This is a genomic window from Erythrobacter sp. SDW2, assembly GCF_021431965.1.
Lineage (GTDB): Bacteria > Pseudomonadota > Alphaproteobacteria > Sphingomonadales > Sphingomonadaceae > Parerythrobacter.
This window is the reverse complement of the sequence record NZ_CP090370.1, coordinates 1,529,175-1,544,710: the sequence shown is the minus strand read 5'-3', so window position 1 is coordinate 1,544,710 and position 15,536 is coordinate 1,529,175. Positions and strand designations below refer to the sequence as shown.

The following is a 15,536-nucleotide window of genomic DNA, read 5'->3' as shown; positions in this document are numbered from 1 at the left end:
GGTCGGCGACTAGCCGACCGCAAGCCCGACCGGGCGCCCGCAGCGATTGGGCCGCAGGCCCCTTGAGCGAGGATATCGCACGGCGGAGGCCGTGCGCACACAAAGACTCTCAATTTTCCTACACGCGCGTTTTCTGCTTCACCCTGGCCGGTTGCCCACCGACCAGGAGACACTCCCCCCGATGACCCGCCGCAAGGACCCGCGCGAGACGCGCACCCCGCTGGCCGAGATGGAGGCCGCCGGCCACCACCTGCCCGCCTTCCCGCCCGTCCCCGTCAAGCCGCGCCACGACGGCTGGACGCCCGAGCGCCAGCGCGCCTTCATCGGCGCGCTCGCCGACACCGGCAGCGTCAAGCGCGCCGCGATGCATGTCAACATGAGCCCCGAAGGCGCCTATTACCTGCGCCGCCGCCCCGGCGCGGAAGGCTTCCGCCGCGCATGGGAGGCCGCACTCGACTTCGGCGTGCAGCGGCTGAAGGACGAGGCGTTCGAACGCGCGCTCAACGGCCAGCTCTCCCCCGTGTTCGTCGGCGGCAAGCTCAAGGGCTTCCGCCGGGTCAAGAACGACCGGCTGCTGATGTTCTGCCTCAGGATGAACATGCGCGCCGAAGACGGCCGCCGCCTCTCCGCGAGCTATTTCGATCCGGGGGCCTTCCGACTGTCGGGCAGCGACGGCGACATAGCCCCCTCCCCTTCAGGGGAGGGGGTTGGGGGTGGGGGCCGCTTCGAACGGCTGGGCATGTCCCTCACCGTCCCCGTCGCCACCCGCGCCGAGAAGGACGACATCAACGCCGCGATGATCGAACATTTCGACCCGGTAACGATGACCCTGCCCGAGATCGAGGCCCAGAGTCGCTTTTGGCAGGCCAAGCTGGCCGAACTCGCCGCCATGCACCGCCGCGAGGAGGATGGCCCGCCCGAAGGCGCCCAAGGCCCCGCCTTCGCCATGGTCCGCGACGGCGACTGGAAGGAATGCGGCGAACTGGAGGGGATCGTGTCGGAAGAGGACGAGCTGGAGCCCTTCCTGCCCGAGGGCGCGGAAGAGGACTGGCGGTGGCTGGATGAGGAGTAGGCGTGTCCGCGGGAAGAGCGTTCAAGGATCGCTCTTGGTGATGGAGCACAAAGCCCCCTCTTCTTCAGAGGAGGGGGTTGGGGGTGGTGCGGACGCGCCAGCGTCGTTCCCATCAACCTTTATCCGTCACCCCGGACTTGATCCGGGGTCCCGCTACCTTCCTCCCCGCCAAGCAGCCCAGCCCCTGAACCAAAGAAAAGCGGGATCCCGGGTCAAGCCCGGGATGACGAAGATGGGAGAAGCTAATGCTTGAAACAATGCTCGCGGTGCCATGCGAGAAATTGCGGGTGCGGGCGTTCGGATTCTCTTGTGGGCACGATGGCCTTGCGCGTGGGGTTGATGATCGCCTCCACGCTGGATGGGTCGTTGACCTGCCGAGAGACCATGATGTCGAGGCTATCGGTCAGGCCGATCAGCCCGCGGTCAAACATCCAGTGCGCGGTGCCTGACAGGGCCAAGCCGTTGCGCAGACTGTCCGGTCCGCCGTGCTCGACCGGGCGGATATGCGCCGCCTCCGCCTCCAGACGGCCACCACCGTTGACCAGCTTCCACCCTGTCACCGCACAGCGCCCGTCATAGGCGTACAGAACCGCGCGGCGAAATGCGCGGTCGCGGAAGGGACGATTGAGCAGCGTCTGCACGATGGGCCGCTCGATCTCGAACGGCATTTGCGGATTATCCTGCACGCGGTTCGGCGTTTCGAGTTCGCCAATGCGCGGCAGCGTGTCGTCCTCGGGAAGCCCGAGCGAGATGATGCGGCGGAAATCGGAGTTGGAAAGCGGACGGACCGCCGCTTGCGCATTGGCTAGATCGCGTTCGACCGGCTGGCCATCGACCATGTGCGGAACGGTCGGCTCGAACGGCAGAAAGCTGCCCTCTTCGATCAAGGCACGATAGCGGTCTGGCTCGACGGGATCGGGAATGATCTTCTCGACCTTCGCTACTGCGAAGAAACCCTTCGATTGCGGCAGCTTCACCGGCTCGCGATAGACAACCCAGTCGCCGACCATCTGCTGGGCGCGGCTGAGATAGATCTTCGGAAACTGGTAATGCGCCTCAGGGATGTCGTCGTAGATCGACCCATCTTTGTGCATGAAAACACCGAAGGTCATTCGTTCAGGTTCGCTTTGTTCGAGCGGCGTGAGCCTTACCTAATGCACGCTTCTGCCCAAAAGCGCCAGGATTCCGTTGATAAACGCAAGATCTCTTGCGTCGGCTATTGAAAAGTTAGGCTGGTGCAGCCATCTTAGTCACATCTGCTCACTTGGGGGGCAGAGTACGTAGTTGTGACTGTAAAGGATGAACGCGAACCGAAGCGCAAAGCGGATAGTCATAGAGGCAACTCCGTTGAATGCCGAGAAGAGCGAATTCCGCCAATCGACCATCGCGATACACGCGATAGCCGTGACGGCGACAGCATACTCGACTTCGTCGAATACATTCCAGACAGAGCAGGGTTCGCCCAGCTCGTTGCCAACGGTGCGGGGCGGTAGTGTTAACCGGATGGGACCGGTTACTGCCGCCCCCTCTCGTTGAGGAGAGGCCGATGCCGGAATGGATTCTGAAGAAAAGCGATCTCAAACGCTATCCACATTTTGATCAAGTATTAAAGCCAGACGAAATCGTTGCATTGGTCACTGATCCTAAGAGAGTCGCTGCTAACAGCTTCTTTCCCCTTCTGCGCTACACCAAAAAATGGCAGCCTTTCCGCCGGGAAAAGGGGAGCAAAGCTCCCAAACCCAAGGCGAAGGACCGTCCTATTCGCTATGCATCGCGTCGAGACTCATACATATTCGCATATTATCGGCATTTGCTTAGTGGGCCATACGAGGCTGAACTTAGCCGCCTTGGTATCAGCCACTGTCCAATCGCGTACAGGCGTATCCCCACAACTGCTGGCAGACGGCGAGGTAAGTGCAATATCCAGTTTGCCCGTGAGGCATTTGATCGAATCCACGAGCTTGGCAACTGCTGCGCAATTGCCGTCGACATCAGCAGCTATTTTGAATCCATAGATCACGAACGATTGAAGGCACTTTGGTGTCGCTTGCTGGGCGAAGAGCGCCTTTCTGCGGACCACTTCGCCGTTTTTAAGAACATCACTAAATATCGTGTTGTGGACAGGGTAAAAGCTTATGAGCGGCTCGGTTTCTACGGCGTGAAAAGCACCACGACGCGCGGAGATCCGATCCACGGTTATCTCACGCCCTATGACGAAATTCCGACCCAGCTTTGCTCGCCACACGAATTTCGGCAGAAGATTCTCGGTGAAAACGGCGAATACGATTCCCTTGTCGAACCCAACATGAAGCCCTTCGGCATCCCACAGGGCGCGCCGATTTCAGACCTACTAGCCAACCTATATCTAATAGACTTCGATGTTGAGATGAACGAGCTCGCTGTCGGCTTGGGCGGAAGCTATGTCCGGTATTCGGACGATATTCTCTTAATCTTGCCGGTCTCGGTCGAAAAGGCCCAAGAGATCATGGATGAACTGCCCACCCGCATCCGAGAGCATGGCGAACAGCTTGTCATCAAGCCGGAGAAGTCGTCACTAGTGCGCTACACGCAAAATGGTGATGCTCAAGAACCAGCGTTAATAGCTGGAAAGGGCAGAAATGGACTCGAGTACCTTGGCTTCCGCTATGATGGGCAGAGCGTTTTCCTCCGAGATTCAACGATGTCAAACCTCTATCGCAAGGTTGCATCGGTAGCCCGCAATCAAGCGGAGGCGACAATAAAGCGCTACCCCACAAAGACTTACGATGAACTCTGTGATCTGTTCAATTTTGAGGAATTCACAAAGCGATTCGGCCGGGTTGAGAAGTTCGAGCCAACCTCTTCAAACAAGAGATGGACTTTTTGGACCTACGTAGCGCGGTCTGTCGAAGAGTTTGGAACGAAAGGAAAAAAGATTCACAGCCAAGTTAGGCGCTTAAGGAGACGTGCCAGACATAGAGTGGATCAGGAAATTGAACGCGCACTACAACGCAAAGCTCGGCGCGATGCATCAGATGTCGTCAATTTGAAGTGATGGAGGCAAAAGTGAAGATCACGGTTGAAATTGTTGAAAGCACAACTGAGAGCGACTATGGAGACGTATCTTGCCTCGATTTAGAATGCACGCGATGTGGTCATTCCGTCCAAGTATATGGAATCGAAGAAGTATCTGCGAAACGAGGTGCCATCATGCTGCGCGACGAGTGCCCTAAAGGCGAGAATAATTTTTATGATGTCTCTCATTGGTCTTGAGCGATACGCCTTTGCAATTCTCGATCTGACAGTTACAGTTGTGACGTTCGGGCCGAAAGGCCTATGCCCTTGTAGCTCAGCTGGATAGAGCAATGGATTCATAATCCATAGGTCGGGGGTTCGAGTCCCCCCTTGGCCTTTTGCCCGAACTGCCTACTCCTCGCCCATCCGCAGCGCGGCAATAAACGCTTCTTGCGGAATGCTCACATTGCCATACTCCCGCATCCGCGCCTTGCCCTTCTTCTGCTTCTCCAGCAGCTTCTTCTTGCGCGAAATATCCCCGCCGTAACACTTCGCCGTCACGTCCTTGCGCAGCGCGGCGATGGTTTCGCGGGCGATGATCTTGCCTCCAATGGCCGCCTGGATCGGGATCTTGAACAGGTGGCGCGGGATGAGGTCTTTCAGCCGCTCGCACATGCCGCGGCCGCGCTCCTCCGCCACGCTGCGGTGGACGATCAGGCTCAGCGCGTCGACCGGCTCGGCATTGACCATGATGTTCATCTTGACGAGGTCGCCCTCGCGCGTGCCGATCTGTTCGTAGTCGAAGCTGGCATAGCCGCGGGAGATGCTCTTCAGCCGGTCATAGAAGTCGAACACCACCTCGTTCAGCGGCAGCTCGTAGGTCACCTGCGCGCGCCCGCCGACATAGGTGAGGTTGGTCTGGATGCCGCGCCGGTCCTGGCACAGCTTGAGGATGCTGCCGAGATATTCGTCCGGCGTGTAGATCGTGGCCTTGATCCACGGTTCCTCGATCGTGTCGATCCGGTTGACGTCGGGCCAGTCGGCCGGGTTGTGGATATCGATCACCTTGGCATCCTCGTTCTTGGTATGGCCGAGGTGCACGCGGTAAACCACGCTGGGCGCGGTGGTGATGAGGTCGAGGTCGTATTCGCGGCTGAGCCGTTCCTGGATGATCTCCAGGTGCAGCAGGCCGAGGAAGCCGCAGCGGAAGCCGAAGCCCAGCGCGGCGGAGCTTTCCATCTCGTAGGAGAAGGAGGCGTCGTTGAGCCGCAGCTTGCCGATGCTCTCGCGCAGCTTCTCGAAGTCCGCGGCGTCGACCGGGAACAGGCCGCAGAACACCACCGGCTGCACTTCCTTGTAGCCGGGCAGCGCCTGGGTGGCGCCGTTCTTGACCGTGGTGATGGTGTCACCGACGCGGGCCTGCTCGACCTCCTTGATCTGCGCGGTGATGAAGCCGATCTCGCCCGGGCCGATTTCGGGCAGGTCGGTGCGTTTCGGGGTGAAGCAGCCGACGCGGTCGACCAGATGCTGCGTGCCGCCCTGCATGAACCTGACGTTGAGGCCCTTCTTCAGGACCCCGTCGATCACCCGGACGAGGATAACCACGCCGAGGTAGGGATCGTACCAGCTGTCGACCAGGCTGGCGGTGAGCGGGGCGTCGCGGTCGCCCTTCGGAGGGGGGATCTTGGCGACGACGGCCTCGAGCACGTCCTCGATGCCGATGCCCGATTTGGCGCTGGTGAGGACGGCTTCGGAGGCGTCGATGCCGATGATGTCCTCGATCTCCTTGCGGACCATCTCGGGCTCGGCGGCGGGCAGGTCGATCTTGTTGATGACGGGGACGATCTCGTGGTCGTGCTCGATCGACTGGTAGACATTGGCGAGCGTCTGCGCCTCGACCCCCTGCGCCGCGTCGACCACCAGCAGCGCGCCTTCGCAGGCGGCCAGCGAGCGCGACACCTCATAGGCGAAGTCGACGTGGCCGGGGGTGTCCATCAGGTTGAGCTCGTAGGTCTCGCCATCCTTCGCGGTATAGCTGAGGCGCACGGTCTGGGCCTTGATCGTGATCCCGCGCTCCCTCTCGATGTCCATGTTATCAAGCACTTGCTCGGACATCTCGCGCTCGGTCAACCCGCCCGTGGCCTGGATCAGCCGGTCGGCGAGCGTCGACTTGCCATGGTCGATGTGGGCTATGATCGAAAAATTGCGGATCTTGGAGAGGTCGGTCATCGCCGCCCCATTAGCCGCACCATTGAGGCTTGTCAGCAGGGACTATCGCCCGCCCTGCCCGCTTGTCACCGCTCCTTGCGCGCCTTGTCGCTGGTCAGGTCGATCTGGAGGAATCTCGGTGGCGACTTGGACCGGTCGCTATGCGGCATCTGGTAGTGGCCAGGCGGCAAGGCTGCGAGCGGCATGCCGGCCGCAGCAAGCATATAGGGCGATATGCGATGGCGGGTACACAGGCCATCGGCACCATCGCTGATCAACGGCACTTCGAACTCCACGCCCTGCTCAGGTCCCTCAGAACGGCGAACCTTGCAAACGGCGAGCTGCCCTCCGCCAAGATCGAGCACGAGGTCGGTGCCAAGCGGCACGTCGAGGATGCCCTCGATGCGCGCGCCGGTCTTGGAAAGGTTACGCATAACCGCCTCGTAACGATGATCCTCATGGATCACGCCGATGCGTCGGAACATGGAAATGCGATCAGCACGGTGCTTGGCCGGGCCATGGGCTTCGTATTTGAGCTGCCCGCTGTCGAGCCGCTCCAGGACCTCGGCTTGTGGCATTGCCTTGGAGAATATCCAGCCCTGGATAAGCTTGGCACCCAGCCCGGTCACCAGTTCAAGCTCATCCACTGCCTCGACACCTTCGGCCACGGTGGTCATGCCCAGCGCGTTGGCGAGACTGACGATGGCGGTGATGATGGCGGCGTTATTGTTGTCCGGCTCGGTCGCTCCGCGCACGAAACTCTGGTCGATCTTGATCTTGTCGAACGGAGCGGTCTTCAGGTAGCCGAGCGAAGAATAGCCGGTCCCGAAATCATCCAGCGCCAGCTTGATTCCCAGCCGTTTGAGGCTTTGGAACATGTCCTTCGTTGTCGCCGGGTCACCGATAAAGACGCTTTCGGTCAGCTCGAGTTCGAGCCGATACGGCGCAAGCCCCGAAGCCTGCAACGCGTTCTTGACCACCAGCGGCAGGTCCGCATTGCCGAACTGCACAGCGGAAACATTGACGGCAACCCCAAGGTCAACCGGCCAGCTCGCCGCTTCCTTGCACGCCTGTTTCAGCACCCATTCGCCCAGAGCGCTGATCAGGTTGGCCTCTTCCGCGATGGGAATGAAGTCGCCGGGACTGACCCAACCGCGTTCGGGATGGTTCCAGCGCACCAGACATTCGAAGCTTTTCACTTCATGGGAACGAGCATCGATGAGGGGCTGGTAATGGAGTTCCAGCTGGTCCTGCGACAGTGCATCGCGGAGGTCTTCCTCGATCTGGCGACGCAGCTTGGCACCATCCTTCAGCTCGCTCGAATAGAAGCGATACTGCCCGCGCCCGCCGCCCTTCGCAGCATAGAGCGCGAGGTCGGCGGCGCTGACCAACTCTTCGGTCTCGATCCCGTCAAAAGGAGCCACTGCAACGCCGACGGAAGTCCCGATGATCGCACGCGCCCCGTCAATGGAGTAAGGCTGCGAGACCATCTGGATCACGCGTGCAGCCAGATCGCCCAGCCTACCGCGGTCCTCGATGTCAGGAAGGATAACCTGGAATTCATCGCCGCCAAGGCGACCGATTTCGCCGGTGCCGCCTATGATCCGCTGGAGCCTTTGCGCAACCTGCTTGAGCAGTTCGTCGCCAGCCGGGTGGCCGAGCGTGTCGTTGACCTGCTTGAAGCGATCCAGATCGAGCATCATCAGCGCACAGGAACGTTTTGCCGCCTTGTACGCGGTCAGGATCGATGTCAGCCGCTTGGTCATGCGGTGGCGATTGGCCAGGCCCGTGAGCGAATCATACTGCGCGAGGCGTCCTGTTTCGCGCTGGGATTCGCGAACGGCGGTAATATCTTTGGCGCTGCCACGATATCCGAAGAAATTCCCCTCATCATCGAACTGGGGCTTGCCGGAAATCGACCACCAGACTTCCCTGTCGTCGTACCGTTCGCCATTGGCGATGCGCACTTCGAGGTCGGAGATCGAGTTGCGGGCCCTGAGCAGGAAGGGCAGCGGTCGCTGGACGCGCCCCTCTTGTTCGTCCTCATTGCGATCGAGGATGAAGAGCTCTGACAGCTGGCGGCCGATGATTTGCTCGGCGTCATGGCCGAACTGGGCTGCGGCGTTGTCCGAGAGATAAATCAGCCGGGCTTGGCTATCGGTCGCCCAGAACCATCCGAGGTCTGCGGCCTCAAAGTCATCGAGCAGGACAAGGCGACGCGGATCGGCCTTGCCAATCACGTCCCGACCGAGTGCGTTGGCCTCGGTGCCGCGCTTGTCGGAGCGCTTGGAAAAGAAATTTCCTATTGCCATCCTGCCCAGTCTTCGCTGCCCGTATTCCCTTCGTTGCGACCCGGTAACACGCGCTATTTTGTGTAGCGTCCACACTTATCCGCTTATGACTACCATCCAGTTAACCTAGCTCGCCTTGCGCAGGGCAAAGGTCGTATCGCTCACGTGGAGATCGATCTTGCCCGCATCGGACTGCGGCAAGGGGGTCGCGAATTCGATCCCCATGCGGTCTTCCTTGCTCCAGCGCGTGGTCCCGGTAACGATAAGCTTTTCCGTCACGGCGATGCGGAATATCGTGCCGGGCGGGACATTCCACAGCCCTTCGATCAGGGCACCGCTCGACGATATGTTGCGGATTGTGCCGTGATAATGCTGGTTGTTGTGCTCCAGCACGATCTTTCGCAGCATGCTCTGGCGAGGTGCGCGGGCCGATTGCGGACCGCGCGCGATGGCGGTCAGGCCGGTGCGAAGACGCTCGGTCGCATCCTCGCGCGTCAGCGGCTTCTCGTAGATGTAACCCTGCACATGGCTGCATCCGTGCATCCGCACCAGGTCGAGTTCGTCGAGTGTTTCGACACCCTCGGCAGTGGTGTCCATTCCCAATTCCTGCGCCAGGCTGGTGATCGAGGCGATAATGGCGCCATTGCGGCTGCCCGGCAGGGTCGCGCCGCGCACGAAACTCTGGTCGATCTTGATCTTGTTGAAAGGGGCGGTCTTGAGATAGCCGAGCGACGAATAGCCGGTCCCGAAATCGTCCAGCGCCAGCCGTACACCGATATTGCTTAGCGCGGCGAACATGGCGTCGGTTCCCTCATCGTCGTTCAGGAAAACGCTTTCGGTGATCTCCAGCTCGAGCCGCGATGGTGCGATGCCTGCTTCGCCAATCGCGCTGATAATGATCTCTGGCAGTTGCCTGTTGGCGAACTGCAGCGGCGAGACATTGACCGCGCAGCGCACTTCCTCGGGCCACTTGGCGAGGTCGGCGCAGGCGGTGCGCAGCGCCCATTCCCCCATCGGCTGGATCAGGCCGGCGTCTTCGGCAATGGGAATGAACCTGTCCGGGCTGATGTAGCCATGCTCCGGGTGGTTCCAGCGCATCAGGGCCTCGAAGCCGGCGATCCGTTCGGTCGCGGTGTGGACTACTGGCTGGTAGTGCAGTTCCAGTGCGCCTTCGGTGATTGCATCGCGCAGATCCTGTTCCATCTGCGCGCGCGCTTCGGCGGCGGAATGCAAGTCGCTCGAGTAAAAGTGATAGCGCCCGCGCCCGCCATCCTTAGCGGCATAGAGTGCAAGGTCGGCATTGCGGATCACGTCTTCGCTGGTCTCGCCATGTTCGGGCGAAATCGCGATCCCGACAGAGGCTCCGATGATGACCCGCTGGCCTTCGATCGAATAGGGCTGTGACAGCGAGCGAATGATCTCGCTTGCGACCAGCGCCAGCCGGTCGCGCGGCACGCGGCCGGGCAGGATGACCTCGAACTCGTCCCCGCCCAGACGGCCGACCCGGCCGATCTCGCCGACGGCTACTTCGATGCGCTGGGCAACCTGTTTGAGCAACGCATCACCTGCCGGGTGGCCGAGCGTATCGTTGACATGCTTGAACCGGTCGAGATCGAGCAGGAACACCGCGCATTCGCGGTGAGTCTGGTTGGGCGCGGTGAGGATCTTTTCCAGCGTCTGCGACATCTGGTGCCGGTTGGCGAGGCCGGTCAGCGAGTCGAAATGTGCCAGGCGCGAGGCGTGCTCCTGACTGCGTTTCTTCTCGGTCAGGTCTGTCCCCGAACCGCGGAAGCCGCAGAAATTCTGGAAACTGTCGAAAATAGGCCGGCCGGTGATCGACCACCAGCGATCCTCCTTGTTGCCAGCAGCCTTCACCGCAAGCTCGTGGAAAGCGGAACGGGCCGATAGGTGGAAGGCAATAGTGCGTTCGCCTTCGCGATTTTCATGCGACAGGTCGAAAAGTTCCGTGATCGGGCGACCGATCAGGCGGTCTGGGCGGGTCCCGAGGCGCTTGGCGATCGGCGCGGAGACATAGGTCAGCAGCCCGCGGCGATCGGTTTCCCAGAACCAGCCGTTGCCGGTTTCCTCGTAGTCGTTGAGGATGTCGATCGCTCGATTGAGGATCCGCTCGTCGGCTTGGCGGCGCTCGTCCCGCTCACGGTCTTTCCTGGCCTGGTATTGCGCCAGAACCACCATTGCCACGGTGAATACGCCAAGCACCCCGAGGTTGCGCATGTCGCCCGACATCAAGGCGATCGGTGCCCACGAAGCGACCAGACAGGCGTACATCAATTGCGGACGCCCGCTCATCATGGTGGCGACGAGAGCATTGAAGCTGACAAGGCCGGCGATGCCGAAAGCAATCGGCAGATGGGTTATCGTCACCCAACGGGCGAAGCCGGTCCCGAACAGCATCGAAGGCACGACGGTTACCACCAGCGCAGCGACCAATGCGGTCCTGGTATCCCGTGCAAAGGCGCGCTCCCAATTGGACACCATCAAGCCCGCAGAAAACATCATGCTGGCAAGCGCAAACAGGAATATCGAGAGGACGGTCGGCATTCCGCCACTGAGAAGCGCCCCCCCGATCAGGCCGACTACGGGTGCGATAGCCACCACGTGCCATTTGTCGGGAATGAAGTAAGTATCTGCCAGGGATACGGATTTTGCTGCTCGTCCAGAACCCCGGGCGGAATCGGGGTCGCGACGGTCTTCGCTGTTGCGGTTGGAGCCCCTGAGGCCGTTGTGGCGGGTCTGGGCAGACGCGCGGGGGGGCGTAAGGGACGCCGCTTGTGCGCCTCCATCAGGATGCCGTTGACTCGCACGCTGTCCGCCCATGGGCGGGCTATGCCTCCGAAGCGGTTTATAAAGGCTAAAGGTCGTGCTGACCGAACAGGCTTAATTGCCGTTCACCGAGCCATGAAAAGATCATGGATTTGCGCGCTTTTCGCGGCTCTTGCCAGTTGCCGGACAAGGGTGCATCCTGCTTTCGATCGGGGAGGAATGCGGACTTGCGTCACATCGCCATAATCGGGTCCGGCCCGGCAGGATATTACACCGCCGAGGCAGCCCAGAAGCATTGGGGCGACGATGCCCGGATCGACATATTCGACATGCTGCCGGTACCCTTCGGCCTGATCCGCACCGGCGTCGCGCCGGATCACCAGTCGATCAAGAGCGTGTCCAGGCGGTTCGAGAAGACCAATCTGACGGAGAATGTCCGCTTTGTCGGCAATGTAACCGTGGGCGAAGACATCTCGGTCAGCGAGCTACAGGAAATGTACGACGCGGTCGTGCTCGCCACAGGCGCCCCGCGTGACCGCGAGCTGGGCCTGCCCGGCGAGGAACTGGGCAACATCTTCGGCAGTGCTGCCTTCGTCGGCTGGTACAACGGCCATCCCCATTTTGCAAAGCTCGCTCCCGACCTTAGCGGTCGACACGCCGTGGTGATCGGTATGGGCAATGTCGCGCTCGACGTCGCGCGCATCCTGGCCAAGACCCCGCGCGAGTTCGACGGGGCGGATATCGTCCAGCATGCGCTGCACGCGCTCGACGCGAGCAATATCCAAACCATCACAATCGTCGGCCGGCGCGGACCGCACCAGATCATGATGACGCCCAAGGAACTGGGCGAACTGATGCATCTGGAGCGTGCCAGCCCGATGGTCGATCCGGCCGACCTGCCGGACGAGGCCGAGGACGCGCTGCTGGAGCCGGGGCTGCGAAAATCGGTCCGCCATCTGCGCGATTTCGCGGCCATTCCGGCCAGCATCCATGGCGAGACACCCGTGACGATCGAGTTCGACATGTTCGCCTCCCCCATCGTTTTCCATGGCGACGGCGTGGTTCGGGAAATCGAGCTTGAGGAAACCCGGGTCGAAGCCGGACGCGCGATCGGCACGGGCCGGACCTATCGCATCAAGGCCGATATGGTCGTCAGCTGTATCGGCTATCGCACATCACCCATTCCCGATGTCCCGTTCGACGAGCGGGCCGGGCGTTTCGCCAATGACGAAGGGCGCATCCTCAACGGGCTCTACGCCGTCGGCTGGGCCCGGCGCGGACCCTCGGGCACCATCGGCACCAACCGCCCCGATGGCTACTCCGTAGTCGAGAAAATCGCCGAGGACATCGAGAGCGGCGCGCTCGGCAACGGCGGCAAGCGGGGGCGCAAGGCGTTCGACGAGTTTGCCGCCGCCAAAGGCCTCGACATCGTCACTTTCCGCGACTGGAAAAAGATCGAGGAAGCCGAAGAAGCCGCCGGCCGCGCAGGTGCCCCGCGCGAAAAGTTTGTCGATATTGCCGCGATGATTGCGGCAAAGGAACAATAGCGTAACTTGGCGCGCCTAGTGCACGCCTGCACAAACAGGGAGAGCCACACCAATGGCCGTAGAATTCGAAGACGAAGCCGCCCAGTACACCACCGCCCTCGGCCCGCTGGTCGGCCTGACGCGCGAGGATATCTTCGGCGCAGTGGCAGTGCTGCTGCGCGAAACGGCTTCCGATCCGCAGCGGCTGATGCGCCATTCGCAAGAGATGGGCAACGACATGATCAAGATCATGACCGGCAAGAGCGAGCTGGCGCCCAGTCCCAAGGACAAGCGCTTCATGGACCCGGCCTGGCGCTACAACCCCTTCATGCGCGCCGGGATGCAGTATTACCTCGCGGTACAGAAGGGCATGGCAAGCTGGCTGGAAGAGCTCGAGCTGGATGATCTGGAGAAAGATCGCGCCCGCTTCATCTCCAACATCATCATCGACGGCCTCGCCCCCACCAACACGCTGATCGGCAATCCGACCGCGCAGAAGCGGCTGATCGACAGCGGCGGCCTCAGCCTCATAAAGGGGCTCAAGAATGCCTATATCGACATGACCCAGAACAAGGGCATGGTCAGCCAGGTGGACAAGCGCCCGTTCAAGCTGGGCGAGAATGTCGCGACCTCGAAGGGCTCCGTCGTGCTGCGGACCGAGATGATGGAGCTGATCCACTACGCCCCGACCACGGACGAAGTGTACGAGATCCCGCAGCTGACGATCCCGCCGCAGATCAACAAGATGTACATCAACGACCTCTCGCCGGAGAAGTCGGTGGTGAAGTACCAGCTCGACAACGGCATCCAGACCTTCGTCATCAGCTGGCGCAACCCGTCGAAAGAGCAGGGCCACTGGGACATGGCCGACTACGTCCGCTCCTGCCGCGATGCGATGGAGGCGGTCAGCGCAATCACGGGCTCGAAGAAGGTCAATGTCTCCGCGGGATGCTCTGGCGGGCAAACGGCCGCCATGCTCGCGAGCAAGCTGGCGAGCGACAAGGACGAACTGCTCGGCGCGTTGACTTTGATGGTCTGCGTGCTCCACCCCAAGCAGAACGATATCGAGGCCGGTTCGCTGATCAGCCAGAACGGCCTCGCCCTCGCCCGCCAGCGCGCGGCGAAGAAAGGTATCATCAAGGGCGACGATTTGTCGCGCGGCTTCGCCTGGCTGCGACCCAATGATCTGATCTGGAACTACGTCATCAACAACTACCTGCTGGGCGATGACCCGCCTGCCTTCGACGTGCTGTTCTGGAACGCCGATGCGACCAACCTGTCGGCGGCGCTGATGGGCGACTTCCTGACGATCTTCGAAACGCTCGCCTTCACGAAGAAGGGCGAGGTCGAGATGGTCGATCACAAGATCGATCTCGGCAAGGTGACCAGCGACCTGTTCATCCTCGGCGGGGTCACCGACCACATCACCCCGTGGAAAGCGACCTACCGGTCGACCCGGCTGTTCGGCTCCAAGGACGTGACCTATGTGCTGAGCCATTCGGGCCATATGCAGGCGATCCTCAACCCGCCGGGCAATCCCAAGGCGAAGTACTATCTCAATAGCGCCAAGAAGCTGCCCGAGACCGCCGACGAATGGCAGGCGGGCGCCGAGGAAGTGGTCGGCAGCTGGTGGCCTTACTGGATGGAATGGGTCCAGGCCCGCAGCGGCAAGCAGCATGCAGCGCCCAAGGAATTGGGGAATGCCGACTACAAACCGCTGGACCCGGCCCCCGGTCTCTACGTAGTGGAGGAAGTCTGAGCCGTCGCTCCCTTCGGACGACGCCTTCGGAGGGATCGAATTTGAAAAAGAAACAGGAACTGACCGCCGATATCTCGATGGAAGAGGTTGGCGGGCGCACTCTGCGGGTGGCCACCTGGCGGCTTGACCAGCCTTCGGAACACCCGCCGATCCTGTTCTTCAACGGCATCGGCGCCAATATCGAAGCGGTCGCGCCGCTGGCCGAAGCGCTGAGCGACCGCGGCTTCATCATGTTCGACATGCCCGGTGTCGGGGAATCGCCCGACCCGGTGGTGCCGTACAACCCCTTCACCATGAGCTGGACGACGGCCAAGCTGCTCGATCGCTACGGCCTGGAAGAGGTCGATTGCGTCGGCATCAGCTGGGGCGGCGCTATGGCGCAGCACTTCACGCTGCAGCATGCGAACCGGGTCCGCAAGCTGGTCCTGATCGCTACAACTGCGGGGATGCTGATGGTGCCTGGCAATCCGGCCTCCTTCACCAAGATGGCCGATCCGCGCCGCTATATCGACCCGGAGTTCATGAACGAGCATTTCGCCACCCTTTATGGCGGACTCGATGCCGATGGCGCGGCGCACCGGAAGGACAGCCATATCGGCCGCCTCAAGCCGCCAAGCCCGCGCGGCTATGTCTATCAGCTGCTGTGCATGCTGGGCTGGACCAGCGCCCCGGCGCTGCCGTTCCTGAAGAAGGAAACGCTGATCATGATGGGCGACGATGACCAGATCGTGCTCCCCATCAACGGCAAGTTCCTCGCCACGCTGATCCCCAACAGCCGCCTCTACACTGTGAAGGGCGGCGGCCACCTGTTCCTGCTGACGCACCCGGACGAGAGCATCGCGCAGCTGCGTTCGTTCCTGGATGAGGACGCAGGCGAGGAAGCAGAGGCCGCCTGAGACATC

9 protein-coding genes are annotated in these 15,536 nt (G+C 61.3%); 5 read left to right on the top strand and 4 right to left on the bottom strand.

Annotated elements, in window-relative coordinates; translation table 11 throughout:
* Positions 1-181 precede the first annotated feature (181 nt).
* Positions 182-1,072 carry a hypothetical protein gene (locus LY632_RS07565; RefSeq protein WP_234090540.1) on the top strand — a complete coding sequence of 297 codons (891 nt, stop codon included), beginning with the start codon at positions 182-184 and terminating at the stop codon, positions 1,070-1,072.
* A 242-nt stretch (positions 1,073-1,314) separates the two neighbouring features.
* On the opposite strand, the gene LY632_RS07560 is transcribed toward LY632_RS07565, so the two are convergent.
* The gene (locus LY632_RS07560; protein ID WP_234090539.1) at positions 1,315-2,184 is read right to left on the bottom strand and encodes an HNH endonuclease; all 870 of its coding nucleotides are present in this window, start codon (positions 2,182-2,184) and stop codon (positions 1,315-1,317) included.
* 434 nt (positions 2,185-2,618) lie between these two features.
* Here LY632_RS07560 and LY632_RS07555 point away from each other — a divergent pair, with 434 nt between their 5' ends.
* Positions 2,619-4,106 carry a reverse transcriptase/maturase family protein gene (locus tag LY632_RS07555; protein WP_234090538.1) on the top strand — a complete coding sequence of 496 codons (1,488 nt, stop codon included), beginning with the start codon at positions 2,619-2,621 and terminating at the stop codon, positions 4,104-4,106.
* 371 nt (positions 4,107-4,477) lie between these two features.
* On the opposite strand, the gene lepA is transcribed toward LY632_RS07555, so the two are convergent.
* The 3 genes from lepA to LY632_RS07540 all read right to left on the bottom strand — a co-directional run bounded on the left by lepA (position 4,478) and on the right by LY632_RS07540 (position 11,181).
* Positions 4,478-6,295 carry a translation elongation factor 4 gene (gene lepA, locus LY632_RS07550; protein WP_234090537.1) on the bottom strand — a complete coding sequence of 606 codons (1,818 nt, stop codon included), beginning with the start codon at positions 6,293-6,295 and terminating at the stop codon, positions 4,478-4,480.
* 65 nt (positions 6,296-6,360) lie between these two features.
* On the bottom strand, positions 6,361-8,586 hold the full coding sequence (locus tag LY632_RS07545) for an EAL domain-containing protein (RefSeq protein WP_234090536.1): 2,226 nt from the start codon (positions 8,584-8,586) through the stop codon (positions 6,361-6,363).
* Between the two features lie 105 nt (positions 8,587-8,691).
* Positions 8,692-11,181: an EAL domain-containing protein gene (locus LY632_RS07540; protein WP_234090535.1), complete on the bottom strand. Its 2,490-nt coding sequence runs from the start codon at positions 11,179-11,181 to the stop codon at positions 8,692-8,694.
* 395 nt (positions 11,182-11,576) lie between these two features.
* Between LY632_RS07540 and LY632_RS07535 the strand changes: the two genes are divergently transcribed.
* From LY632_RS07535 to LY632_RS07525, 3 genes are read left to right on the top strand one after another with little or no spacing between them, the layout of a single operon-like run.
* Positions 11,577-12,896 (top strand): FAD-dependent oxidoreductase, encoded by a 1,320-nt coding sequence (locus tag LY632_RS07535; RefSeq protein ID WP_234090534.1) that lies wholly within the window; start codon positions 11,577-11,579, stop codon positions 12,894-12,896.
* Positions 12,897-12,948: 52 nt separating this feature from the next.
* Positions 12,949-14,634, top strand: coding sequence for an alpha/beta hydrolase (locus tag LY632_RS07530; RefSeq protein ID WP_234090533.1), 1,686 nt, complete (start codon positions 12,949-12,951; stop codon positions 14,632-14,634).
* A gap of 41 nt (positions 14,635-14,675) precedes the next feature.
* The gene (locus tag LY632_RS07525) at positions 14,676-15,530 is read left to right on the top strand and encodes an alpha/beta fold hydrolase (protein ID WP_234090532.1); all 855 of its coding nucleotides are present in this window, start codon (positions 14,676-14,678) and stop codon (positions 15,528-15,530) included.
* Positions 15,531-15,536: the final 6 nt, after the last annotated feature.